Source organism: Pirellulales bacterium (assembly GCA_019694435.1).
Taxonomy (GTDB): Bacteria; Planctomycetota; Planctomycetia; order Pirellulales; family JAEUIK01; genus JAIBBZ01.
Map to the genome: position 1 here is coordinate 267,939 of JAIBBZ010000001.1, position 24,751 is coordinate 292,689.

Annotated in this window: 19 protein-coding genes; 8 read left to right on the plus strand and 11 right to left on the minus strand. The window is 67.4% G+C overall.

Annotated features, from left to right (window positions below):
- Positions 1-101: 101 nt before the first annotated feature.
- Positions 102-1,556 (minus strand): zf-HC2 domain-containing protein, encoded by a 1,455-nt coding sequence (locus K1X74_01055; protein ID MBX7164910.1) that lies wholly within the window; start codon positions 1,554-1,556, stop codon positions 102-104.
- Between the two features lie 54 nt (positions 1,557-1,610).
- Positions 1,611-2,171, minus strand: a complete 561-nt coding sequence (locus tag K1X74_01060) for a sigma-70 family RNA polymerase sigma factor (protein MBX7164911.1) — start codon at positions 2,169-2,171, stop codon at positions 1,611-1,613.
- A 250-nt stretch (positions 2,172-2,421) separates the two neighbouring features.
- Here K1X74_01060 and K1X74_01065 point away from each other — a divergent pair, with 250 nt between their 5' ends.
- Together K1X74_01065 and K1X74_01070 are read left to right on the plus strand one after the other, a co-directional pair.
- Positions 2,422-3,447, plus strand: coding sequence for an amidohydrolase family protein (locus K1X74_01065; GenBank protein MBX7164912.1), 1,026 nt, complete (start codon positions 2,422-2,424; stop codon positions 3,445-3,447).
- A gap of 27 nt (positions 3,448-3,474) precedes the next feature.
- On the plus strand, positions 3,475-4,815 hold the full coding sequence (locus K1X74_01070) for a sulfatase-like hydrolase/transferase (protein MBX7164913.1): 1,341 nt from the start codon (positions 3,475-3,477) through the stop codon (positions 4,813-4,815).
- An 8-nt stretch (positions 4,816-4,823) separates the two neighbouring features.
- Here the strand turns inward: K1X74_01070 and K1X74_01075 are convergent, their stop codons facing one another.
- Entirely contained in the window at positions 4,824-6,209 is a 1,386-nt protein-coding gene (locus K1X74_01075; protein MBX7164914.1) for a matrixin family metalloprotease, read from the minus strand.
- 438 nt (positions 6,210-6,647) lie between these two features.
- Here K1X74_01075 and K1X74_01080 point away from each other — a divergent pair, with 438 nt between their 5' ends.
- Positions 6,648-8,153, plus strand: coding sequence for a DUF1501 domain-containing protein (locus K1X74_01080; GenBank protein ID MBX7164915.1), 1,506 nt, complete (start codon positions 6,648-6,650; stop codon positions 8,151-8,153).
- A 35-nt stretch (positions 8,154-8,188) separates the two neighbouring features.
- Here the strand turns inward: K1X74_01080 and K1X74_01085 are convergent, their stop codons facing one another.
- From K1X74_01085 to K1X74_01105, 5 genes are all read right to left on the minus strand, one after another.
- The gene (locus K1X74_01085) at positions 8,189-9,463 is read right to left on the minus strand and encodes a prolipoprotein diacylglyceryl transferase (GenBank protein ID MBX7164916.1); all 1,275 of its coding nucleotides are present in this window, start codon (positions 9,461-9,463) and stop codon (positions 8,189-8,191) included.
- A 41-nt stretch (positions 9,464-9,504) separates the two neighbouring features.
- Positions 9,505-10,359, minus strand: coding sequence for a pantoate--beta-alanine ligase (panC, locus tag K1X74_01090; protein MBX7164917.1), 855 nt, complete (start codon positions 10,357-10,359; stop codon positions 9,505-9,507).
- A gap of 41 nt (positions 10,360-10,400) precedes the next feature.
- Positions 10,401-11,246, minus strand: coding sequence for a 2-amino-4-hydroxy-6-hydroxymethyldihydropteridine diphosphokinase (gene folK, locus K1X74_01095; protein MBX7164918.1), 846 nt, complete (start codon positions 11,244-11,246; stop codon positions 10,401-10,403).
- A 623-nt stretch (positions 11,247-11,869) separates the two neighbouring features.
- Complete coding sequence (locus K1X74_01100) at positions 11,870-12,706, minus strand: carbon-nitrogen hydrolase family protein (GenBank protein ID MBX7164919.1); 837 nt, start codon at positions 12,704-12,706, stop codon at positions 11,870-11,872.
- Positions 12,707-12,836: 130 nt separating this feature from the next.
- The gene (locus tag K1X74_01105; protein ID MBX7164920.1) at positions 12,837-14,522 is read right to left on the minus strand and encodes a class I SAM-dependent methyltransferase; all 1,686 of its coding nucleotides are present in this window, start codon (positions 14,520-14,522) and stop codon (positions 12,837-12,839) included.
- A gap of 182 nt (positions 14,523-14,704) precedes the next feature.
- Here K1X74_01105 and K1X74_01110 point away from each other — a divergent pair, with 182 nt between their 5' ends.
- Positions 14,705-15,043 carry a divalent-cation tolerance protein CutA gene (locus K1X74_01110; GenBank protein MBX7164921.1) on the plus strand — a complete coding sequence of 113 codons (339 nt, stop codon included), beginning with the start codon at positions 14,705-14,707 and terminating at the stop codon, positions 15,041-15,043.
- On the opposite strand, the gene K1X74_01115 is transcribed toward K1X74_01110, so the two are convergent.
- Positions 15,004-15,900 (minus strand): esterase family protein, encoded by an 897-nt coding sequence (locus K1X74_01115; GenBank protein ID MBX7164922.1) that lies wholly within the window; start codon positions 15,898-15,900, stop codon positions 15,004-15,006. The two genes, K1X74_01110 and K1X74_01115, sit on opposite strands and share 40 nt — an antisense overlap.
- A 197-nt stretch (positions 15,901-16,097) precedes the next feature.
- On the opposite strand from K1X74_01115, the gene K1X74_01120 reads away from it, so the two are divergent.
- The gene (locus K1X74_01120; protein ID MBX7164923.1) at positions 16,098-17,564 is read left to right on the plus strand and encodes a sulfatase; all 1,467 of its coding nucleotides are present in this window, start codon (positions 16,098-16,100) and stop codon (positions 17,562-17,564) included.
- Between the two features lie 165 nt (positions 17,565-17,729).
- On the plus strand, positions 17,730-17,879 hold the full coding sequence (locus K1X74_01125; protein ID MBX7164924.1) for a hypothetical protein: 150 nt from the start codon (positions 17,730-17,732) through the stop codon (positions 17,877-17,879).
- A gap of 548 nt (positions 17,880-18,427) precedes the next feature.
- Here K1X74_01125 and K1X74_01130 read toward each other — a convergent pair.
- Positions 18,428-19,306 carry a hypothetical protein gene (locus K1X74_01130; protein MBX7164925.1) on the minus strand — a complete coding sequence of 293 codons (879 nt, stop codon included), beginning with the start codon at positions 19,304-19,306 and terminating at the stop codon, positions 18,428-18,430.
- Positions 19,307-19,804: 498 nt separating this feature from the next.
- Here K1X74_01130 and K1X74_01135 point away from each other — a divergent pair, with 498 nt between their 5' ends.
- Positions 19,805-21,646, plus strand: coding sequence for a redoxin domain-containing protein (locus K1X74_01135; GenBank protein MBX7164926.1), 1,842 nt, complete (start codon positions 19,805-19,807; stop codon positions 21,644-21,646).
- Complete coding sequence (locus tag K1X74_01140) at positions 21,646-23,325, plus strand: PQQ-binding-like beta-propeller repeat protein (protein MBX7164927.1); 1,680 nt, start codon at positions 21,646-21,648, stop codon at positions 23,323-23,325. Before K1X74_01135 ends, K1X74_01140 begins: the two co-directional genes overlap by 1 nt.
- 18 nt (positions 23,326-23,343) lie before the next feature.
- Here K1X74_01140 and K1X74_01145 read toward each other — a convergent pair whose 3' ends face one another.
- Positions 23,344-24,750: an MATE family efflux transporter gene (locus tag K1X74_01145; protein MBX7164928.1), complete on the minus strand. Its 1,407-nt coding sequence runs from the start codon at positions 24,748-24,750 to the stop codon at positions 23,344-23,346.
- Position 24,751: the final 1 nt, after the last annotated feature.

Genomic DNA, 24,751 nt, shown 5'->3' on the forward strand with positions numbered 1-24,751 from the left:
GACGCAGCTTCCCGAGCGTGGGGGGAGACAGTGAGCCTGCTGCTGACTGCATTCTGCAGCGCAGCCAAAGACTGCAGCGGCGCTGCTACCAGATCAGCGACCTACGGCTGCTCCGGCGCCATATTGGCCGCGTCGGCCGGGTGACCGCCGCCGGGCGGCGCTGCACTCGACGGCTGCGACGCAACCTGCAAGACAAACAGGACCCGCCGTTGCGCGGCGCCGGCCTGACCTGCGTCGGTTAATTCGGCGGGCGCTTCCGCTTGCGATGTTTGCGGCAGCTCTTGCAATTGCCGGCCCCCGCCTTGCTGCATGCGCCGCGCCAGGCCGCGAACCTGCTTCGACAGCGCGAACCCCTGCTTGGGTGTCGCCGCTGGACGTTCCTCGCGAGCAGCCGCGGGCGCGTCAGGTGCGGGCGGCGACTCGGCCGCCGCTGATTCCGTCGAGGCCGGCGCGCCGGCCACTTCAGGAGCGGCCCCAGTCTCTGGCGTCGGTGCAGCCGCTGATTGGTCGGTCGGCGCGAGGTGGAAGAACTCTAGCTGGTCGGCGTCGTCGGCCACGACGACGTTGCCGAACCACTTGGGCTCCGCAGTCAGATCGGCCAGCATGGCATCGAGCTGCGCTTCGCTCGCTTCGACGAGGAACACGTCGACCGGCGGCGTCTCTTCTCCGGCCGGCGGACTCCCCGCTGCCCGATCGTGCTGCTCAGCCCGTGGCTCAGCTTCATCGGCGAGTACCGGAGCCTCGGCGGGCAGTTCTTCGGCCAGATCGATCGCGTTGCGCGCCAAGACTTGGGCAAATTGGCCCGTGCGCGCGGCCTCGGGCGTCAGCTCAACCTGCACCACGGCGACGCGCTCGGCCGGCTGCTGCTTGATCCGGTTCTTGTTCAATGCGAGCTGTTGATAGCGCAACTGCTGGATGTCCCCGGTGACCAACTGTCCTTCACCGGGCACATCGGCCGTATCGAGCTTGCCCATGACGCGTGCCGAATCTTTGGCCGCCGCGATGCCCAGCGACTGTTCGCTCGTGCGGCCGAGCACGTCGTCGGGAATCCGGTTGCCGCTGCCCGGCGCGCCTCCCTTGGCGACCTGGACATCGAACCCAGCCTGCGGCGCGTCGCCGCCCGGCCGCGCGTCTTGAACAGCGACCTCCGAGCGCTCGGGGCCCAATTGTCCCGGCAGCAGCGTGAACAGCATCACCGCGGCCGCCATCGCCACGGCCGCCCACAACATCGGACGCAAGCTGCGACCGCCGCCATTTGCGGTATCGCGCTGCAGCGGCGCCGGTCGCTCGTCGATCGAGATCGTCGCCCGCGGCGCGTCGTCGGCACCGGTCAACATTTGCCGCTCGGCCTGCCGCAGCACCCGTTCGGCGAAACCGCCGTCGAGCGCCTGCTTGGGCAGTCGCTGCAGGCTGGTCCGCAACGACTGCAGCTCCTCGAGCAACTGCTGGGCCGCGGGGTTCTCGGCCACCCAGGCGCGCACCTGTGCCGCTTCGGCCGGCGACAGCTCGCCGTCGATCAGGGCACTCAGCAGCTCTTCTTGAGGAACGTTTTGCATGACCCGTAACCGTTTCAACCGTGCACAGACGCCGCGCGTCCCGCGCACAAAAACCTACATGTCTGCCTGAAAAACCTCTTTCAATTGATCGCGCAATTCCAGTCGCGCCCGGTGCAACCGGCTGCGCACCGTGCCGACGGGTACCTCGAGCACCTCGGCAATCGCCTCGTAATCGAGACCATCGATTTCTCGCAACACAATCACCGTCCGATGCTCCTCGCTCAATCGGGCCAGCGCTTCGCGGACCTGGGCATCGCGCTCGCGCCCTTCGATCCGCTCGCTCGGCGCGGGACAGTCGTCGACCGGCTCGATGCCTGCTGCATCTCGGACCTGCTCGATCGAAGTCACCACGCCCGGCCGGCGCCGGCGGGTCATCGCCAGGTTGAACGCAATGCGGTACAGCCAGGTGTAAAACTGCGAATTCTGCCGAAACGTCTCCAGCTTGACGAACGCCTGGACAAAGGCGTCTTGCGCCACGTCACGGGCATCCTCGGCCGAGCCGACCAGGTGGACCAGCGTGTTGTACAAACGGTCCTGGTATCGCTCGACCAGGCGGCCAAACGCGTCCGAACGGCCCCGCAAGGCCTCGGCAATCAGTTGGGCGTCGTCGTTCAACGTTCGCTCGGCTCGCGCTCGAAACTTAGGACGCTACCGGCCCGGGAGAAGTTCCGCGAAATTCTCCCCCTCGACCGGTGTAGAAATCCACCGGCGAAAGGGCCCTTTTCCAGCGGCAATCTTCCTCGATTTCCCGGCCCGCTGTCAAACTGCAGCCCCACGGCCAACCTGTTATCATCACCAGACTTGCGGCGAACGTACCGGCGCAAAGTGCGGTCGCTGCCAGCAATTCGTGCCAGGAGCATCCGTCGTGCAACCGCCTTTCGAACCCTCAGGTCCCGTGCAATCCGACGTCCGAATTGCCGCGTCCGCCCGGCGCGTCCCTCGCCGCGAGGTCCTCTGCACGACCACTCGTCACCTGGCCAGCCTTGCGCTCGCGGCAACGTTCGATCCGGCGCAGCGCACGTTGGCTCAAGCCGCCGAGCCTGCAGCGGAAGACCACGGCTACGTCGATGCCCACGTTCACGTCTGGACGCCCGACACGACGCGCTATCCGCTCGCCGGCGGCTACCGGCGCGAAGAGATGCGCCCGGCCAGCTTCACGCCCGAGCAGCTTTGGAGCCATGCGCGGCCCTGCGGCGTAACGCGCGTCGTGCTGATCCAGATGAGCTTTTACGGCTTTGACAACTCGTACATGCTGGATTGCATTCGCGAAGCTCAAGGTGCGTTCGCCGGCGTCGCCGTCATCGACGACGACGCTGCCAACGCCGCCGCGACCATGCGCGACCTGCTCCCGCGCGGCGTCCGCGGCTTTCGCATCTACCCGCGCAATCGACCGGTCGACCGCTGGCTCGACGGGGCGGGCATGCAACAGATGTGGCGCACGGGCGCCGAATCCGGCCAGGCGATGTGCTGCCTCGTCAATCCCGGCGCCCTGCCGGCTATCGACCGCATGTGCGGCCAGTTTCCCGACACGCCGGTCGTGATCGACCATTTCGGCCGAGTCGGCATCGACGGCCAGATCCGCGAGGCCGAACTCGCACAACTTTGTGCCCTGGCGCGGCATGCGAAGACCTACGTCAAAGTCTCGGCGTTTTACGCGCTGGGCCGCAAGCAGCCGCCTTACACCGACCTGGTCCCGATGATCCGCCGGTTGGTCGACGCGTTTGGCCCCCAACGACTGATGTGGGCCACGGACTGCCCCTACCAGGTCGATAGCCACACCTACTTGCAATCAATCGAGCTGGTGCGCGACCGGCTGGATTTCCTCTCCGCCGCCGATCGACGCGCGCTGCTGCATGACACCGCGGCGAAGCTGTTTTTCGCCGGTACCTGACCGCCGCCGAAGACGAGAGACCCGCTCATGTTTCGCATCTTGCTTGCGGCGTGCGGCCTGCTCCTGTCGAGCGTCCTGGCGCAGGCGGCAGCGCCGCGCCCCAACATCCTCTTGCTGCTGACCGACGATCAGCGCGCCGACACGGTCCACGCCCTGGGGGGCGCGTTCGTTCAGACGCCGCACCTCGACCGTCTCGTCGAGCGCGGCTTCGCCTTCCAGCGGGCCTATTGCCTGGGCGGCAACAGCGCGGCCGTCTGCCTGCCCAGCCGCAACATGCTGCTCTCGGGCCGGACCTGGTTTCGCTTTGGCCAGGCGGCCCGCGCCGAGGACCCCAATTTTCCCGCGGTGTTCAACGCGGCCGGATACGTCACCTATCACTACGGCAAGCGCGGCAACACGGCGCCGGCGATTCAAGCTTTGTTCCAGACCAATCGCTACCTCGACAACGACGAGACCGATCGTCGCTCGGGCCAGCCGGGCCAGGCCATCGCCGACGCCGCGGTCGAATTCCTGCGCGACAATCGCCCGCGTTTCGAACGACAGCCGTTCTTCATGTATCTCGCCTTCGCTTCGCCGCACGATCCGCGCGTGGCGGCGCCCGAGCTGATGGCCCGATATCGGCACGCCGCGCTGCCGCTGCCGGCGAACTTCCTGCCGCTGCATCCCTTTGACAACGGCGAAATGACCGTCCGCGACGAGCGTCTCGCCCCGTGGCCGCGCACGCCCGACGAAATCCGCCGACATTGGCACGATTATTGCGCCGTCATCACCGGCCTCGACGCGCACATCGGCCGGCTCCTGGCCGCACTCGACGAGCTCGAGCTGACCGAAAACACGATCGTGATTTTTTCGTCGGACCAGGGCCTGGCGCTGGGCAGCCACGGGCTGCTGGGCAAGCAAAACCTGTACGAGGCCGGGATGCGCGTGCCGCTCGTCATCGCCGGACCCGGCATCGCCCACGGCAGCTCGCCGGCGCTGGTCTATCTGCACGACCTGTTGCCGACGTGTTGCGATCTGGCGGGGCTACCGACGCCGCCCGACCTCGACGGCCGCAGCCTGGCCCCCCTGCTCACCGGGCAGGCGCCGCGCGTGCGCGAGACGCTGCTGCTGGCCTATCGCGACGTCCAGCGCGCCGTCTGCGACGAGCGTTTCAAGCTGATTCGCTATCCGCAGATCGACCGCACGCAACTCTTCGATCTGCAGGCCGACCCGGACGAGATCGACGATCTGGCCGGGCGCCCCGAGCACGCGGCCACTCTGGAACGCCTGCGCGGCGAGCTGCTCGCGCTCGAGGCACAATCGGGCGACACTTGCCCCTGGACCGTCGCCCAGCCGCGGAGCGGCAACTGGAAGCCCCCGACCGATTGAGCGCAGGCCTAAAGCCGACGGCGCCGCCGCAGGGCGAGCCCCAGCGCGGCGACTCCGCTGACGGCCAACACCCACGTACTCGGCTCGGGCACGATCGCCTGGGCGAAGATCGTGCCGCGTGCGCGGATCGTCACGGGCACGTCGCCGATCGGCGAAGGCAGGTCGAGTGTCGTTTCGACGCGGATCGGCAACTCGAGATCGACCACCGAGCCGTTGCGCGTGAGGTGGCCGATCTGCCCATCGTCGAACGGCTTGAACGACTGCGGACCCGCGCCGGTCGTATTGACGTACTCGAAGTTGAACAGGCCCGACTCGTCCAAACCCAGGATGGCCGATTGTACGTCGTAGCTGGCCTCGCCGCCGACGAGCCCCAGGATCACGGCCAGCGGCGAGAAATTACCTCCGACGACCGGCGTCAAGTGGCCCGACGGACCGAACCAATCGGTGCTGAGCAGATCGCCCTCCAGCCCGCTGAACAGCACCTGGGCCTGGATGGCCGAAGTATTGACCGTGAATGTCGTGTCGGTGAGCGCGGCGTCGGCGCCGTAGACCGTGAAGGCGCTGGGCGAGCCATCGCCGGCCAGTACCAGCCCGGTATCGAGCGACCCGCTGATGCGCGTCGTACGGGTCAAGTTGATGAACGGATCGAGCTGGACCTGTACCCGGAGACTGCTGCTCGGCAGGATCGTGAACTGCGTGATGTCGCCGGGCATGTAGTCGCTCGGGTCGGAACCGAGAGCCGGGCCATAGACGGCCTGAATCGCCGCGACGTCGGTCGGCAGCAAGCCTTGAAAGGCGTTGGTCACGTGGTGATCCATCCGCGCTAGGATCCCCGGCGGATGCAGCAGGCCGATCGCATGGCCCAGCTCGTGCATCGTGATCTCGCGGATGTTGTTCGTCCCGTCGGGGTTGATGTACCAATCGTTGCCCGAGTCGAACCGCACGCGGTTGTAGCCGGCGTCGGGATACGTGGCATTCGCGCCGACCGACCCAGGCCCGTCGATCGCGCCGCCGACCAGCCGCAAGTCGCCGCCCGAGGGCACCTCGACAAATTGGATGTCGGCCACGTCCGACCAGGCCGACAGGGCTTGACCGATGTACGTCCGGTAGCCGGCCGGCATGAAGCTGTCGAGCGCGACTTCGCTCCCCTGGCTGGTGTCGTAGCTGTACGTCACCACGGCACCGGTCCCCATCGTCGCCGAGCCCCACTTCGATCCCTGGATGAAACCTGGCGGAACGGCGAGAGCCGACTCGAAGGCGGGCACATTGACGATCGGCGGATCGCCCGCGTCGGCCAGCGCCCGCTGTGCATACAGCGGGCCAAGAAGCATTACCAGGCCTGCGAACCAGGCCCCCAGAAGAATCCGTAGCGCCACCGCGCGACCGTCGGTCATTTGCTTGCTCCCCAGAAAACGTGCGATCCGTAACCGCCAGCGCACCGAACGGCGAACGATCGAATTGCAGGGGGAACATGCGGGCGAAACCGCGCGAGCCTCCACGACAGCGCGATTTGCGATCCGGACACCGATCGACCGGCAAGCTGGACACGGGCCCTGGGGCAACCGCGCCACCGGCAGAACGAAGAAGTTGGCAGTCCCCTAGCAGGTCCGCCAGATCGGTGTCACGAGCGTCTCTCCTCGGTCCCAGGGCGGGTCACCGCGACCTTGTCGCGATGCCTCGCCGCAAGAAGTCCCATCCTAGGCCGGCCCCGGACCCGCTGCAACTTTTTGGGGGGCCTCATGCCACCGGCCGTTGACCCTCGACCGGCTTCACTGGTCCAGGCCTCGTGGCCAGTGGTACGATAGGGGGCAGCCCGCCTCGGAAACCGCCCTATGTTTCGCATTCTCGGTTCGACGCGCACGCTTTGCGAAGGCCTGACCCGCCGCGATTTGCTCCGCGCCGGCGGCTTGGGGCTGGCCGGCCTGGCGCTGCCCGACGTGCTGCGTTTGCAGGCCGCGGCCGCCACTTCGAACGAGCCTCGCCCGGCGACGTTCGGTCGCGCCAAGGCGGTCATCCTGATCCATCTCTACGGCTCGCCCAGCCAATTGGAATGGGCCGACATGAAGCCGCACGCGCCCGTGGAGATCCGCGGCGAGTTCGGCGGCATTCCTTCGAGCCTGCCCGGCTGCGACGTGTGCGAGCTGTTGCCCAAGCTGGCCCGGGTGATGGATCGCACGACCGTCATCCGCTCGATGACGCACCCTTACCCGATCCACGGTGTCGCCTTTGCGCTGACCGGCATCCCGACGATGGAAGTCGCCATGGAGCTGGCGCCCAACGATACGCGTCATTGGCCGTTCTTCGGCTCGGTGGTCGACTACGTCGAACAGCGCAACGACACCACCAGCGGAGTGGGCCGGCCGCGCGCCGTGCCGCGGAACATCGCCCTGCCCTTTCCGATGAGCACGCGGCGCATCGGCGAGGTGCCACGCGCGGGCCCCTACGCGGCGTTTCTGGGCAAGCAATACAACCCGGTCTGGACCGACTATGTCGGCGCCGCCACGCGCGGGCTGCCGATGGTGCTCAACCAGTTGCGGTTCAACGACAACGATCCCTACATGGGCCTCGCGCCGGACAGCTATTTCTACGTCCCCTCGGCCACGGCCCTGGCCGACGACGTGACGCTCGACCGGCTCGACCGCCGCCGTTCGCTGCTCGAGCAACTCGACCACACGCGGCCACGCGTCGAGGCCACCGCGGCCAGCACGCAGCTCGACCGCTACCAGCAGATGGCCTTCGCCATGCTGCAATCGCCACAGCTCCGCGACGCGCTCGACCTGCGCCGCGAGGCGCCCGACGTCCGCGAGCTGTACGGCCACACGCTTTTTGGCCAGGCCTGCCTCGCCGCGCGCCGCCTCGTCGAGGCCGGTAGCCGCGTCGTGACCGTCTTTTGGGACGAGTTCGGCCTGGCAGGCCACGCCTGGGACACGCACTACAACCATTTCGAGCGGATGCGCAAGGCCCTGTGCCCCGGCTTCGACCACGGCTTCTCCGGGCTGCTCCTCGATCTCGAGACCCGAGGTCTGCTCGACGACGTGGCCGTGGTCTGTACGAGCGAACACGGGCGCACGCCGCAAATCAACGGGCAGGCCGGGCGCGACCATTGGTCGAGCGTCTACACTTCGATGATCGCCGGCGCCGGCGTCAAGCGCGGCTTCGTGCTCGGCGCATCGGACAAGCGCGGCGCCGAAGTCGTCGATCGCCCGGTGAGCCCCAAGCAACTCCTGGCGACGATGTATCACCTGCTGGGCATCGACCATCGCCAGATTGTTCACGACACGCTCGGCCGCCCGCTGCCGCTGGTCGACGCCGAGGTGATCGACGAAGTCCTCGCCTGAACGTGTGGACGCGGCACTGCCCTCGGCTGGCGATCTCAAACCGCCGGCGTCAGCGCTCGCACCGATCCGAGCGGACGCGTGCGCAGCAACAGCCACAGCCCCAGGCCCACCAGAAACAGGGCCAGGCTGATGTTCTGCGACACGGTCAGGCCCGTGTTCCAAATGGCCGATTCGTCGTCGCGTAAGATCTCGACCAGAAAACGCTCGATCGGATACAGCGTCGCCAGCCAGGCCAGCAGCTCGCCGTCACGGCGGCGCAGCGGCTCGTAGGCGAGCAAGAACAAGCAGATCAGCGTGCCGCCGACGACGCTATAGAGCTGGGTTGGATGCACCGGCAGACTGGCGCTGGCACGGGGCGCCGATTTCCACGTGTACGCCAATCCGCGCCCCGCGGCGCGCACCTGCAACGTCGCGCCGGCATCCCCGGCGCGCAACAAGGCTTGCCAGGCTTCGCGCGTTTCGCGAATGGGCACGCCGTTGATCTCGACGATCTGCTCGCCTGTCTGCAACCCCGACGCCGCGGCGGGCGAACCTGGCGCGATCGCGCGCACGATGGCGGGGCCCGTGTACGGCAGCTCGAGTTTCAAACCCTCCAAGAAGGCCTGACCGCTTTTCACCTGTGCCATGTGCGCCGGGCTGCCCTCGGGAAACCGCACCGCCCACGGCAGATCGGTTACGCCCCCATAGCAACAGCCGTTGAGGAAACAGCCGACGCGCCCTAGCCCGATGCCCAGGGCCACGCTCGGCGCGATCAAGTCGCCCAGCGCCAGCGTCGGCAAGTTGAACAACCGTACGAACACCAAGGCTGCGATCGCGCCGCCGATGACCGAACCGTAGAAGACAATGCCACCCTGCGCGATGTTCAGCAGATCGGCGAGCGTGCTGGCGATCCCTTCCGCGCGAAAGTCTTCCCAATATTCGACGATGTAGAAAATCCGCGCGCCGAGAATGCCCGCGATGCAGACCCAGAACGCCAGCGAGTAAATCACCTCGGGGTCCCAGCCGCTGCGCCGCGCGCGCCACGTCGCCAAGGCCACGGCCGAGACGATCGCCAACAACAACATCGTGCCGAACCCGCGGATCGGCAGCCCCTGGGGCTGAATCAACCGCGGACCCAGCCAGCCGATCGCCGCCCCGACCAGCAGCAACACCGGCAGCCAGCCCCAGGTGTCGGGCGTCCAGCCTTGCCGGCGCACCGCGCGGACCAGCACGATCACGCTGAACACGGCCCACACGGCCAACAACCAGCCGAAGCCGAATAGCGGAATCCCGCTCAGCTCACGCGGAATGAACAACAACGTCTGCTGCATGGCTCATCCGTGGGTTCAAGAAAACTCGCCCGGCGCACGGGTCACACGATCCTGGCGCCGGGCTCCAGCACCAGGTTGTCGATCAGCCGCGTTCCGTGCACGCGCACCGCGACCAGGGCCACCGTCCGCGCGTCGATCGTCGCGACCGGCGCCAGCGTCTCGCGATCGGCCAGCGCCAGATAGTCGATCTCGACCTGCGCGAGCCCGTCGTAAAGGGCCCGCATCCGCGCCAGCACCGCTTCCGGGCGCCGCTCGCCGGCCGCCACGAGGTCCGCGGCCAACTGCAGGCTGCGCGACAGAACGAGCGCCTTTTGACGCGCCTCGCCATCGAGATACGCGTTGCGCGAGCTCATGGCCAGGCCGTCCGGCTCGCGCACGATCGGGCAGACAATCACCTCGATTGGCAAGTCGAAATCAGCCACCAGCCGCCGGATCAACAACGCCTGCTGAAAGTCCTTCTGGCCGAAATAAGCGCGGTCGGGCTGCACCCGGTTGAACAGCTTGAGCACCACCGTCGCCACGCCGCGAAAATGGCCGGGCCGACATTCGCCTTCGAGCGGCTCGGTCACGCCCCCGACCTCGACATACAGCGCATGTCCAGGGCCGTACATCGCGTCGGCGGCCGGCGCGTAAACCAGGTCGGCACCGTGGCCGGCAAGCTTGCGGCAATCGCTGGCCAGCTCGCGCGGATACTTGGTGAAGTCTTCGTGCGGGCCAAACTGCGTGGGGTTCACGAAGATGCTGACCACGACGAATTCGCAATCGCGCCGCGCCGCTTCCACCAGGCTGACGTGCCCGGCATGCAGCGCCCCCATGGTCGGCACACAGCCGACGCGGCGTCCCGCCTGCCGCGCTGCCTGCACCGCGGCGCGCAGCGCCGGCAGCTCGTGCACCACCTCGGGCAGCTCTCGCTCGCTCACTTGCACCACCCTGCGTCTCAGCTCTCCGGCACGGCCGCCTGCAGCGCGGCCACGAGTTCGATCACGGCTTGCTCGCGTTCTCCGGGCGCCAATCGTAACAGCGGCCCCGGGGCGCGCAACACCCCAGCCTGATCGACCACCAACGGCACCGCGTTCGCCGCCGGCGCATCGGCCACGAACGCGCACAGCACCGGCCAGCACCGCTCATCCGCGGGCAAGTCCGCTGAGGCGCCCGGCCGCCAATCGCTGCACAGCGACCAGCGATCGACGCCGCTAGCATCGGACCAGCTTCCCACTTCGGCAACGGCAACGTGCCGGCCTCCGATGGCCGCCGCGGCTCGTTCGGCCAATTCTTCGCATTCGGTGCGCGTGGGGCCAATCACGGCCGCCCAACGGGGACGCCGATCGAGTGCCGCGCGCAGCTCGTCTAGCGACTGCCGGCAAACGGGATGCAGCATCTCGGCCGCCACCTCGCACGCCGGATCGAGCACGAATCGCCGGAACGACATCCGCGGATGCGGCACTTCCAACCGCGGCGTCTCAATCACCACATCGCCATAGAGCAGCAAATCCAGGTCGAGCGTGCGCGGTGCCCAACGCCGGTCGCGCGTGCGCCCCAGCCGCTGTTCCACGACTTGCAGTCGCCCGAGCAACTCGTGCGGCGTCAGACTGGTCTCGGCCACGAGCGCGCCATTGAGAAACTCGCTCTGTGGAGCGGTCCCCCCCACGCCGCGCGTCGCCCACCACCGGCTGCATGCCAGGACGCGCAGCCCGGGCACTTCCTCGCAGGCGGCAACGGCAGCGTCGAGCGTGGCCGAGCGGTCTCCCAGGCTCGATCCAAGGGCCACCAGGGCGCGAATCATCGCGACAGCCGCCCGATCTCAAGAGACGCGCGCCTGAACCTCGTCAGGGTCAGGCAAAAAGAACTCAGGGGGAGCATCCATACCACGGGAGCGAAGGATCGCTTCCGCCGACTGCCGTCCCTTGCTCCGGCCCCCCAAGCTTTTCGCTCGAAGAACAGTGGCTCGCGTCGCCCGCGCCTCGGCGGGCTCGCTCCTTGCGGAGCAAACCTCGCGGCACATCCAGGGGCCACGCTCCCTGCATCCAGGGACCGACAGTCGTTGCGGGCGCATCGCGAGCGCCACGTTACCGCTTCCCGCAGTCCTCGCGAGGACTGCGAAAGCCGTAACCGTTCGCCAAACAACCCGCAATATTCGTTATCAAAAACCGCACACTCGGGCGCGGTCTTCGGCGTAACTCAAACCTGTCGTGAGCGTCGGGTCGTATTGTCTAGCGCTGGTCAACGTTGTCAAGAATCCGTTTGCCAGAAAAAACTTACGTGCAGAAAAATTGCTGTCGCGGCCTTGCAATCGGCGCGTCGTGCGTTCCCTCGGCGCACTGTGCGGCAGTGGCCGCACGCTCGCTCGCGATTCGTTTACACGACTGGTATACGAATTGAACCCTAACAATCGGCGCGCTATGTGAGTCAGTTCGCGCCGTCGATCGATCGAGTGGCCGAGATGCGTCGATGCCGCAGCGCCGGGAGCCGCTCGCGGATGCTCGCCTGCCGCGCCAGGTCGATCTCGGCGATCGCCAGACCGACGCCGTCGCCCGCGCAGGCCAGCACCGTCCCCCAAGGGTCGACGATGGCCGACCGGCCGAAAGTCGCCGGGCCGGCCGGGTGACTGCCGTGCTGATTCGCGGCGATCACAAACAGTTGATTCTCAAGGGCCCGGGCCCGCAGCAGCACCTCCCAATGATCGCGGCCGGTGCCCTCGGCAAAGGCGCTGGGCACGGTCAGCAGCTCGGCTCCCCGATCGACCAAGGCCCGAAACAACTCGGGAAACCGCAGGTCGTAGCAAATCGACTGCCCGAGCTTTCCCAGCGGCGTTTCGGTCACGCTCAGCCGGTCGCCGGGCGACACATAATCGCTTTCGCGATAACAGACCCTGCCAGGCACATCCACGTCGAACAAATGCAGCTTGCGATAGCTGGCCACGCGCTCGCCCTGCGCATCGAATACCAGGCTGGTATTGAATATCTTGCCGGGCACGTCGGACGGTTCGCCGATGCTGCCCGCCACGAGCACGATCTGCAGTCGCCGGGCGAGCGCCGCCAGCCGCGCGGCTGCCCGGTCGAACCATTCCCCGGCGATCGCGACCATTTCGGCGGCGGGGGCCAGGGCGAGAAACATCTCCGGGAGCACGACCAATTGCGCCCCGCGCCGCTGCGCTTCGCCGGCCAGCGCTTCCGCCACGGCCAGGTTTGCCGCGGGGTCTGCCTGCGAATTCATTTGCACGGCCGCCGCGAGCAAGCGTTCCATGATCCTGGCACCTCACTGGAGAACCGAAGACGGCGCCGCAACTGGACCGGCGCGGCGCAGCAGGCGCTTCACTGTAGCCGAGATCGCCCAGCGCGGCAGTGTGCAAGCGCCCTGCCGCCGCGCGGCGCGGTCATGCGGCGCGCCGCCGCGGCGCGCCGCGATCGGTCGAAGGGTCGATGCCGACGTCGGCCGCCGCGCGTTTGCGGCCGGTCCACGCCCAGAACAGTCCACGGCCCTCGCCGCGCGGACCGTGCTCCAGCGGCCGCGCAGTTACGTCGTCGCAATACCGCGCGAGCCATTGGCTCAACTCGCCGGGCACGAACCACCGTTCCCACGACGCATGTTCGCTCGCCCGCCAGCACGCGGCGTCCTTGTCGATCACCAACACGCTGCCGCCGGGGCGCACGATGCGGCACATTTCGGCCACCGCACGTTCGGGCAGCAACGCGTGCTCGAGCGATTCGACGGCCAACACCGCGTCGAATTCGCCGTCGTGCGCCGGCGCGCGTAACAGGCTGCCCACGCGTCGCTCGGTAGCGCCCTGGACGGAATTCAACAGTTCGGGGCTCAGATCCATCGCCGCAACCGCCATTCGCGGCCGCGCCTCGCGCAGCAGCGCCAGGTAACGCCCACGGCCGCAGCCCAGGTCGGCCACGCGTGCCGTCGGGGCCAGTTGTGCGCTCCAGGCCAGCACCGCCGCGGCACGGCCGTCGCGCGGATCGATCTTCGACGGTATGGCTTCGGCAGCCGCCGCGAACTCGGCCTCGACCCGCGCGTGCACCGCGTCGAGCAGCGCCAGCGCCGCACCGGTGACCGCACGGCCCGGAAAGTAATTCGCCTGCCAGCCCCAACTGCCCGGCAAGGCACCGCCCGGCAACTGATGCGTCACGAGCGCTGCGAGCGCCGCGTCGGCGCGCGCGACCTGTCCCAACCGCGCCCAGACTTGTGCCGCCAGTGCCAAGCCAGGCGCCGAGGTCCAGCGTACGTCGCGTCGCGCACGGAGCGAACCGTCGCGCCCCATCGCGGCGACCAGCGGCAGCATGGCGGTCTTGGCCAAGGTGTGCATCCGCATCTGCACCAACGCCAGCACCAGCCAAAGACCCAAATGGGTCGGCATCTGCCAGGCCGTCACATCGTGCGTGCGCAACAACCGGCTCACCAGCCGCTCGCCCGCCACGCGCCAGCGCGGCTCGCCGGCCCGCTCGGCCGCGGCCAACAGCGCCGGCGCCCACGCCAGATGGATCGTCGGGTGCGCCCAGGAGTCGATCGCGCCCCCTTGTCGCTTGGGCAGCAGCAGCCGGCCGCGCAGATCGACGCGCGCGGCGAGGAACGCGGCCGCGCGCTGCCAACTCTCCTGGCACGGGAACCAATCGCCGGCCGCCAGCGCGGCTTCGACCAGCCAGCCCGTGTTCACGAGCGAAACGACTTGACCGGTCGCATCGGGCAGCGCGCCGTCGGGTCGCTGCAGCCCCACGAGCGACTCGGCCAGCGCCCGGGCCAGTTTTTGCTCGCCGAAGGTGCTCAGCGTGGCCAGTGCCCGGGCCGTCGTACCGGGACACACGACCGGGTCGCCCAATCCCGGTGCGTAGCTTTGCGCCAGCCCGCGCGGCGTGGCGAATTTGCGCAGCCAATCGAGCGCTCGATCGGCAGCACCGGCCAGATCAACCGCGGCACCGTGCCAACGTCGTGCAGAGTGCCACGCGCGGCGCCACAGGCTCGCCTGCTTGAACTCCCGGGCCGCCTCCGCGTCCCACGCGGTCGCAGGATCGCCAAACGACAGCAAAACGACACCGTCGTCCCCAACGGCTTCGGTCATGCGTGGCTCCCTTGCGCTACGCGGTCGAACATCGGCTTCCCTGCCGTGCCGCGGGCCGATTATGGCGCGACGGAGCGCGTGCAACCAACGTCACTTGAGCGCCGCGGACACGGCCGGCACTGCGCGGCCGTCAACGCCGTAAGCTGGGCGAGCGCGTGCCTGCGCGGCTATGCTAGCAAGCGATGGCCGTACCCCCACAACCCGAGTATCTGCAAGTCGTCACGACGCTGCCCGACCAGGCGGCCGCCGAGCAATTGGCCCGGCTGCTCGTCGATCGCCGGCTCGCGGCCTGCGCGCAGATCTCCGGCCCGTTGACGAGCATCTATCGCTGGCAAGGCGCAATCGAAAACGCCAGCGAATGGCAGCTCGTCCTGAAGACGCGGCGCGCGTTGTACGACGAGCTGGCCCGGGCAATCGTCGCCGCGCACCCTTACGAAGTGCCCGAGGTGCTGGCCTTCCCAATCATCGCCGGGCACGCGGCCTACTTGGACTGGGTTTCCGTCGAGACCACGCCGGGATAGTCGCGCCACAGCCAGCGCAGCGAGTCGGGCAGGATGGCCCCGCCGTGCTTGCCGTTGTGGCCTTCCTCGCCAAACTCGAAGCGATAGTCGTACTTGGCGAACTTCAGCGCCGCGGCCATCTCCTGGTTGGCCAGGGGCCAATTGCCGTGCTCGTTGTCCAAGTCCTGCGCACCGCCTTGCAGGAACACGCGAATCGGCTTCGGCGGCGTTTTGCGCACCAGCGCCGGATAGACATGGCCGCCACGGATGTTCGTGAAGCTGCCGACGTGGCTAAGCACTTTGCTGAACGCGTCGGGCCGTTCCCAGGCCACGGTCCAGGCGCAGATGCCTCCCGAGCTGATCCCGCAGATCGCCCGGCCGGCCGCCTGGTCGGTCAACCGGTATTGCTTGGCGACCTCAGGCAATATCTCCTCGAGCAGGAACCGCGCGTACTGATCGCTCAGCGTGTCGTACTCGAAGCTGCGGTTCCTGGTCGGCTCGCCGCCGGGCTGCTTCGGCGGAATCACACCGGGGTTGATGAAGATGCCGATCGTGACCGGCATCTCTTTGCGGTGGATCAGGTTGTCGAACACCACCGGCACGCGGAAATCGCGCTCTTCGTTCACGTACCATTCGCCGTCCTGGAAGACCATCACGCACGCCGGCTGCTGGCCGTCGTATTGCGCCGGCACGTACAACCACCAGTCGCGCTCGGTGCCGGCGAACACGTTACTCTTCCAGGTGTGCTTGGTCACGGTGCCGCGCGGCACACCTTCGTGACGCTGCGAGTCGGCCCCCAGTTCGTAGGTCGCCGCTCGCGTCATTCGAGGCTGTCCCAGCAATCCGGCCAACACCGCCACCCAAATCGCGCCGCGCATCGATTACTCTCCCCGGAGTGGTACTCTTGCCCAAGCGACCGTCGAGCTTAGCCCGCGCCGGCGCCGATTGCCAACGCCCCGGCTCGCCCCGCGCGGCGCGTCGGGCTATGCTCTCAAGCGCCGTCGATCGCCCCGTCCTGGTTCGAGCTCATCGTTTGTCGAGGATACCGGTCATGCTGCGTACCGCCTGGCTGCCGATGCTCGCCGTCGCCCTGGCCCTGTTCGTCGAGCCCGTCGCTGCCGCCGAAGCGCGGCCGAACATCCTGTTCATTTTCTCCGACGACCACGCCGCCCAGGCGATCAGCGCCTACGGCTCGAAGCTGATCCAGACGCCGCACCTCGACCGTCTGGCCCAAGAAGGGATGATCTTTCGCAACTGCTTCTGCACGAACTCGATCTGCGCGCCCAGCCGTGCCGTGGTGCTGACCGGCAAGCACAGCCATCTCAACGGAGTGCTCGACAACAGCAAGCGGTTCGACGGCAATCAACCGAACGTCGCCAAGTTGCTGCGCGCCGCCGGCTATCAAACGGCCCTGATCGGCAAATGGCACCTCAAGAGCGACCCCACCGGCTTCGACCAATGGGCCGTGTTGTCGGGCGCCGGCGGCCAAGGCACCTATTACAACCCAGAATTCAAAACCGATCACGGGCCCGAAAAGATCGCCGGCTATACGACCCAGATCATCACCGACCGCGCGCTCGACTGGCTCCAACAGCAGCGTGATCCGGCGAAGCCGTTCTTTCTTTGCTACTGGCACAAGGCCCCGCATCGCGAATGGACCCCTGGTCCCGAATACTACGGCCGGTTTCGCGACGATCTGCCCGAGCCGCCGACATTGTTCGACGACTACGCCGGGCGCACGACCGCGGCCCGGCAACAGGAAATGATGATTGCCCGCGATCTCAACGAGGTCGATCTCAAGCTCAAGCCGCTGGGCAACCTCACGCCCGACGAGCGCGCCGCCTGGGACGCCGCCTACAAGGCCGATAACGAGAAGTTCCGCGCCGCGCCGCCCGAGGGCCAGGCGCTCGTGCGTTGGAAGTACCAGCGCTACATCAAGGACTATCTGCGCTGTGTCGCGGCCGTCGACGACGCGGTCGGCCGCGTACTCGACTATCTCGACCGCACCGGATTGGCCGACAACACGCTCGTGGTCTACAGCTCCGACCAGGGCTTCTTCCTCGGCGAACACGGCTGGTTCGACAAGCGCTGGATGTACGAGGAGTCGTTGCGGATGCCGCTGTTGGTCCGCTGGCCCGGCCAGGTCAAGCCAGGCAGCGAAGACACGCACCTGGTCCAGAATCTCGATTTTGCCGAGACGTTTCTAGCCGCCGCCGGTGCCGCCGTGCCCGACGACATGCAGGGGGCCAGCCTGCTGCCCCTGTTGCGCGGCGAGTCGCCGGCCGATTGGCGGCAATCGATCTACTATCAGTACTACGAGTTCCCGGCCGTCCACATGGTGCAGCCGCACTATGGCGTGCGCACCGCGACGCACAAGCTGATCCGCTACCCGGGCCTCGACGAGTGGGAACTATTCGACCTGCAAGCCGATCCCGACGAGCTGTCGAGTGTCTACGGCCAGCCGGCCGTTGCGGAAATCCAGGCCCAGCTCACCGCCGAGCTGGCCCGACTGCGCCAGTCTTACCACGTGCCCGAGAAATAAAATGAAACGACCCCCGGCCGTGGCCACGGTCAGGGGTCGATCGTCAACCGGTTACCGGTCGTCGCGGACACGGCACATGCCCGCGCCGCGTGCTCCCGCGTCACTCGCTACCGACAGCGGCAACAAGGCGCGGGATAGTGGTGATGATGCGCTGGTGTTCCCTGCATGGTGGCCGCCGGTTGCGGCGCGGCCGTCGGCGCCGACGGGTCGACCGAGAAACTCTGCCGGGTCGAGGGCGCTTGCGCCACCGTTGCCGGCGCGGCCGGAGCGACCCGCACCACCATCGGCGTCGTGGTCGAATACGACCGCGGATAAGCGCGGTTGGCATACGAACCACGGCCTCGATTGGCGTCCATCATCCGCGGATACGCACCGCGCATCTTGGCGCCCGCATCACGCATTCCGAATTGCTGTTGAGCCAGGGCCGACGATCCCAACATCCCCCCAAGCAACAGCGCCCCGCAAGCGATCCAAACGTTCCTCCACATAACCCAACCGCCTTTCTGAGAAGTTGCCCCATTGAGAGCAGAACCTTGCCAGTGACCGAGGGCGCAATGCGTCGCAGAACGGCGACAGACGAACGCGCGGTGCAAGAACACCGATAGACAAGCCGGCCACGCACCCAGAAATGCGGGCCTCGACCATCACCCCACCGGGCCAACGACCCGGGGCGATACGCCAGGACGCAAACAACTCGACGACCCCCAGGTAGTCGAGCCCCTCGAGCTATCGACCATTATTTTTCGCCCCCGGGAGTCGAACAAGCACAGACTGGGGGAACGGCCGTTAAATAGTCTTCAGCTAGGCTTCGCCGGCCGGGGAAATTACCCATACAGCGGCAAGGGGAAGGTGATCGACCGCGTTTATTGGCGAGAAACCGCCTGGGGTTCCGTCATGGCAACCTGCCGCTGGCCGAGCCGCGCGTCGGCCCGCCATTGCCGCTCCCAGGAAGCCGCATCGGTAATCGCGTAATGCCGGCGCAGCGCGGCGTCGTAACCCTCGGCCCTGGCATGACGTAGGAACGCGACAAATTCCGGTCCGCTCGAACGCTCGACCAGCCAACGGACCAGCGACAGGCTCTGCCCGTAGATTGTCCGGCGATCGTGGCGGCTGAAATTCTCCAGCGCCAGCAATTCAACCACGCTTGGACAGGCGCCGCGGTCGAGCGCCGAATCGAGATTGTCGAGGTGCTGCGTTTGCTTTGCAGCAGAGTCGGCCAGCAGTGCCATCCCTTCGTCGGCCCACGGCACCAGGTCGCCTTCGGCGAAGAAATCGGCCAGCACGCAGTGCACCATCTCATGCGCCAGCGCCTCCTCGATTCCCGCGGGCCGATCGCCCCGCAGGTCGATCCGCCGGCGGCTCACCTGGGCCTGGTGCACCTCGACCGTCGTGCAGCCCAGCGTACCCTTGGCTCCCGCACCGACCGCCGCCAGGTAGGCCGCCTCGTGGCGATGGACCACGACCCGGCAACGCTCGGTCCAACTGACCGTATCGCAGCCGAGCCACTGCCGGCTCAGCTCGGCCGCGAGCCGCTCACAATGTCGAGCGACCGGCTCAGGATCGACGCCCGTCGAATGAACCTCGAAGTTCTTCGAATGGGTCGAGCGCGTCGCACATGCCGGGGCCGCCGGGCCAGCCGCAGTTGCCCGGACCGCTTGGCCTCGGACCTGATCACCGTGGACCAAGCCGGCGAGCACGATCAGACCCGCCATCCACTGCTGATTACCGATCCCCGGAACCATGCCACACGACCCTTGAATGCAGGACGCAGCGAAACCGCTGCCCCGCCTGAAGCGAGTCGCATGCCGGATTCCCCCGGGCGGCAAGGCCCAACGTCTCCCGACAGGTCACAACCCTACGTCGTGTCGGTAGTTACAGCCCGATGGACCGACTCGGACCTCGTTTCGGTCGATCGCGGGCCTGCTTAAACCTCCGGCAGCGCTGCCCAGATATGCAGCGATTGCCGCACAGTCGCAGCGGTCAGCGAAACTCGGCGGATCGCGCGCTGGTATCTCCGGGAGGCTGCCCCGGCGCAACCGGTAATTCGGCGGATGGGCTGCGGAAAAGTTGCGGCCGCGTTCGACAAGCACCTAGAATGCCCGCTTGCTTGCGGCGCCCAGACGGACCGCTTCCGAGTCCATGGCCGGACCACCTAGCGCCTGGGGACATTCTCGCGCTATTTTTTCGGTCCCACCCATCGGTCGGATAAGGCCACACGTCTGGAAAGGGAAAGCCTCGTCATGCGCTTTCGCATTCGCCCACGGCTCGCTGCGTTCTGGTTGCCGTGCCTGGTTTCGTTGGGGGTCATCGCCGCCGGATCGGCCGGCCACGCTGCGGAAGACCCTCTCGTCGGCCGCGCGATCGCCGGCTTCACGCTGCCCGACTTTCACGGCCAGAGCCGTTCGCTGGCCGATTGGGACGACAGCAAGCTCGTCGTCGTCGCCTTTCTGGGCAACGAATGCCCCCTGGCTCGCACCTACACCCCACGGCTGATGAAGCTGGCTGACACGTACGGCCCGCAAGGCGTCGCCTTCGTGGCGATCAATGCCAACGTGCAAGACACGCTCACAGAAATCGCCGATTTCGTCCACGCGATCAAGCTCGACTTTCCGCTGCTGAAAGACGCCACGGGCGAGGTGACCGACCTGTTCGGCGCCCAGCGCACGCCCGAAGTCTTCGTGCTCGACCGCGAGCGCGTCGTCCGCTACCACGGTCGCGTCGACGATCAGTTCGGCGTCGGCGTGCATCGGGCCAAGGTCCAGCGCGCCGATCTGGCCGCGGCGCTCGACGATCTGCTGGCCGGCCGCGAGGTGCAGGTCGCCGCGACCGAAACTCCCGGCTGCTACATCGGCCGCGCGCGCCGCACGCCGCCCACCGGCTCGATCACCTACACCAAGCACGTCGCTGCGATCTTCAATCGCCACTGCGTCGAGTGTCACCGCAACGAAGAGCTCGCGCCGTTTTCGCTGGCCTCGTATGCCGACCTGGAAGCCTGGACCCCGACCATCGGCGAAGTGCTGCGCGATGGACGCATGCCTCCCTGGTTTGCCGATCCGCAATACGGCGTGTGGGCCAACGATTGCAGCCTGAGCGCGGCCGATAAGCAGTTGGTGCTCGAATGGATCGACAACGGCGCGCCCGAGGGTGATCCGGCCGACCTGCCGCCGGCGCCCAAATTCACGACCGGCTGGCGGATCGGACACCCCGACGGCACCTACTCGATGAAGGCGCCGTACACGGTGCCGGCCGAGGGCGTGCTCGACTATCAGCATTTCACCGTCGACCCGCAATTCACCGAGGACAAGTGGATCGTGGCGGCCGAGGCGCGCCCGGGGAACCCGGCCGTCGTGCACCACATCGTGCTGTTCGTGGTCCCGCGCAGCGCGCCCGACCTCGAAGGCTCGAGCGACCTGTCCCAAATCGGCGGCGGCGGCGCCGGCGCTCAGCTGTTGGCCATCTACGCCCCCGGTATGCCGCCTTGGCAGTATCCGGCCGGCGGAGCGATGAAGGTTCCCAAGGACTCGAAGTTCGTGCTCCAGATGCACTACACGACCAACGGCACCGAGCAGACCGATTTGAGCTCGGTGGGTCTGAAATTCGCCGATCCCAAAGAGGTCAAACAGGTCGTGCGCAACGGCATGTCGATCAACTTCGGCTTCGAGATTCCGCCTGGCGCGGCGAACTACAAGGTCACCGCCACCTCGAAGTTCCGCAAGGACACGCTCGTGTTGCAGTTGTTCCCGCACATGCACTATCGCGGCAAGTCGTTCCGCATCGAGGCGTTTTATCCTGACGGCGCCCACGAGGTGCTCCTCGATGTGCCGAAGTACGACTTCAACTGGCAATTGCGCTACGACCTGGCCCAACCCAAGCTGATGCCCAAGGGCACGAAAATGGTCAGCACGGCCTACTACGACAACTCGGCCGACAACCCGCGCAATCCCGACCCGACCGAGACGGTGCGCTTCGGGCTGCAATCGTTCGAAGAGATGATGGTTGGCTACTACACGTTCATCCGCCCCGACGAACAGCCCCACGCCGAAGAAGAAGTGGCCGCCACGAGCCCCGCAGGCGGCGATTGATGCGGCGCGCACAACCAGCCTGGCTGCCATCGACACGTGTCTCCGGTAGCGCACCGCAAACACGACGGCGCGTTTGGTTCGCCGCCGCGCAATTGTTGGCGTTCGTCGTCAGCACGGCCGTAGCGGCCGACGGCGCCGATGACCCGTTTCCCTTGGCCGATGACCTGGCTGTCCTGGCGTCCGATGTCGACAGCCCCGCTTATCGCGAGCTCGTCACGCAGAAAATGCTCATCACCGACCTCGCGGCCGAATGGCAACGGGTCGAGACTTCGGACAGTGCCGAGCGCTTTGCGGCCGCGCACGGCGGGCGCGACGCCGTGCTGGCCGATCCGCACTTAAATGCCGCCTACGAGCGCCGTCAGGCGATCGAGGCCCGATTCCTCGACCTGATGCGCGAGGGCTACGCCCGCTACAAGACCAAGCCGCCGTTCGACCGCGGCGCCACGGCCGAGCCCGCCGGTTCGACACAACTCGCCGACGGCGCCGCGGGCCCTGCGCTTTCGATCGTGCCACCGGTGCCCGACTGCACGGCCCAATGGCCGCGCTTCCGCGGTCCCACGGGACAGGGCGAGACCAGCACGCCCCGGGTGCCGCAGCGCTGGAGCGAAAGCGAGTCGATTCGCTGGCGCGCTGCGCTCCCCGGCGTCGGCAACTCGTCGCCCGTCCTCTGGAACGACCACCTGTTCGTCACCACGGCCGCCGCCGACGGCACCCTGCGCCAGTTGCACGCCCTCGACCGTTCGACAGGCGCGATCCGCTGGTCGCAGACCGTGCCCGAGCAGACTCCCGAACAAAACGTCCGCGACAAGAACGGCCACGCCTCGTCGACGCCCGTCACCGACGGCCAGCGCGTGATCGCCCTGTTCGGCACCGCGGGGCTCGTGGCCTATGACTTCGCGGGCACGCTCCTCTGGCAGCATCCGCTGCCCGAGTTCCGCACCACGCACGGCTGCGCGGCGAGCCCCGTGCTGTACGGCGACACGGTCATCCTGATCCACGATCAGAACCAGGCCGAATCACTGTTCTTCGCCCTCGACAAGCGCGACGGCCGCCTGCTCTGGCAACACGCGCGACCCAAGGCGATGGGCTGGTGCACGCCGGTCGTGATCCGCGTCGGCGATCACGACGAGCTGGTTCACGCCAGCAACGGCAAGCTGCAGGGCTTCGACCCGGCCACGGGCGAGCAGCTCTGGTCGGTCGATGGCCCCACGGTCGAAGTCGTGCCGGCCTGCGTGATCGGCGACGACCTGCTGTTTTGCAGCTCGGGTCGCAACGGGCCCACGCTCGCCGTGCGCCCCGGCGGACGCGGCGACGTCACCAAGACGCATCTCGTCTGGCGGGCGGTGCGCGGCGGACCGCATGTCCCGTCGCCGCTGTATCACGCGGGCCGTCTCTACACGGTCAACGACACGGGCATCGTCACCTGCTTCGACGCCCGCACCGGCAAGCCCGTCTATCAAAAGCGCATTCGCGACACCTTCTCCGCGTCGCCGGTGCTGGTCGGCGAATTGATCTATCTCGCGGCCGAAAGCGGCAAGACCTACGTGCTGCCGGCCGGCGACCGCTTCGAAATCGTCGCCGAGAACGAACTCAGCGCGCCGCTGTTGGCCTCGCCGGCCGTCGTGGGCGACGCGCTCTACCTGCGCACGCCCGCCGAAGTGCTCTGCATCGCCCCCTGATCGCCGCCTGCGCGCCGCTTACACGCGCACGCGTTGCCAGCCTCCCTGCAAGAACCGCAGCGCGACCAGCGCGCCGCGGCAGAACAAGTCAGCCGCCATCGCATACCAGGCCCCGACCACGCCCCAATCGAGCCCGGTGGTCAGCCAATAGGTCAACGGGATCCGCACGCCGAGATAGCCGATCAGCGTGAACACCCAGGGCCACCGCGTGTCGCCCGCGCCGCGCAGGGCCCCGGTCAGGATCATCTGCACAGCCAAGGCCGGCATCGCCACGGCCACGATCCGCAGCAGCGGCACCGCAGTCGTGATCACCTGGCTTTCGGCATCACGCACGAAGATCCGCGCCAAAGCTGCCGGGAACAGCGAAAACATCACCGCCCCGGAGACCATCACTGCGCCCCCCGTCGCCAGCGACATCAACACGCCGCGCAGCGCGCCGCGCGGATCGCCCGCGCCCAGCCGCTGCCCGGCGAGCGTCGTGGCCGACACCTGAAACGCGTACCCGGGCAGGTAGGCCAGCGACTCGATGCGAATCGCCACGCCGTGCGCCGCCGCGGCCAGCACTCCCAGTCGATTGATGAGCGACACGAACCACAACTGGCACGCGATCACGCTCATCACATCCAGGCCACCCGGCAATCCGACGCGCAACAGCCTGCGGATCAAGCGCCGGTCAGGCCGCATTTCGTTCAGCCGCAGCCGCAGGCCGCTGCGCCCCCGGACCAGCAGTGCCGCCACGACCAGGCCGCCTACGCCGTGGCCCAGCGCCGTGCCCAGGGCCAGGGCGTCCCAACCCAGCGCCGGCAAAGGGCCCGCGCCGCGCACCAGGCTCCACCCGATCGCGACGTTGATCAGGTTGACGACCAGCATGATCCACAGGCCCGTGGCCGTGTCGCCGGCGCCGCGGAAACAGGCAATCCCGACCGATTCGAACATCATCGCCCCGAGCACCGGCAGCAAGAACCACACGTAGCGCCGCGCGAGGCGTCCCGGCTCGCCATCGAGCTGCATCCAAGCGGCCAGTTGTCCCTCGCCGAGCCACAGCGCCACGGTCAGCACGACCACCATCACGCCGCCCAAGAGCACGGCCTGGTTGGTGGTCTGCGACGCCAGCTCGCGCTCGCCGGCTCCCGTGAGCCGCGCCACCAGCGCGGTCGCTCCGATCGAAACCACGACGAACAAATTCTGCAGCAGCCACAGCATGTAGCTGGCCAGGTTCATCGCGGCCAGCTCCTGTTCGCCCAGGAATTGTCCGGCCAGCACCAGATCGCTGAACGCGACGAGCATGTAGAGAAACTGCTCGCCCAATACGGGCAGAGCCAGCCGCAGCATCGGCCGGAAAGACGATCCACCCTGATCGACCTGCGGCGTCAAGCAACACTCGCTGCGCAGCGGAAACGAGACCGGCACGCGCGAGAATGGCATG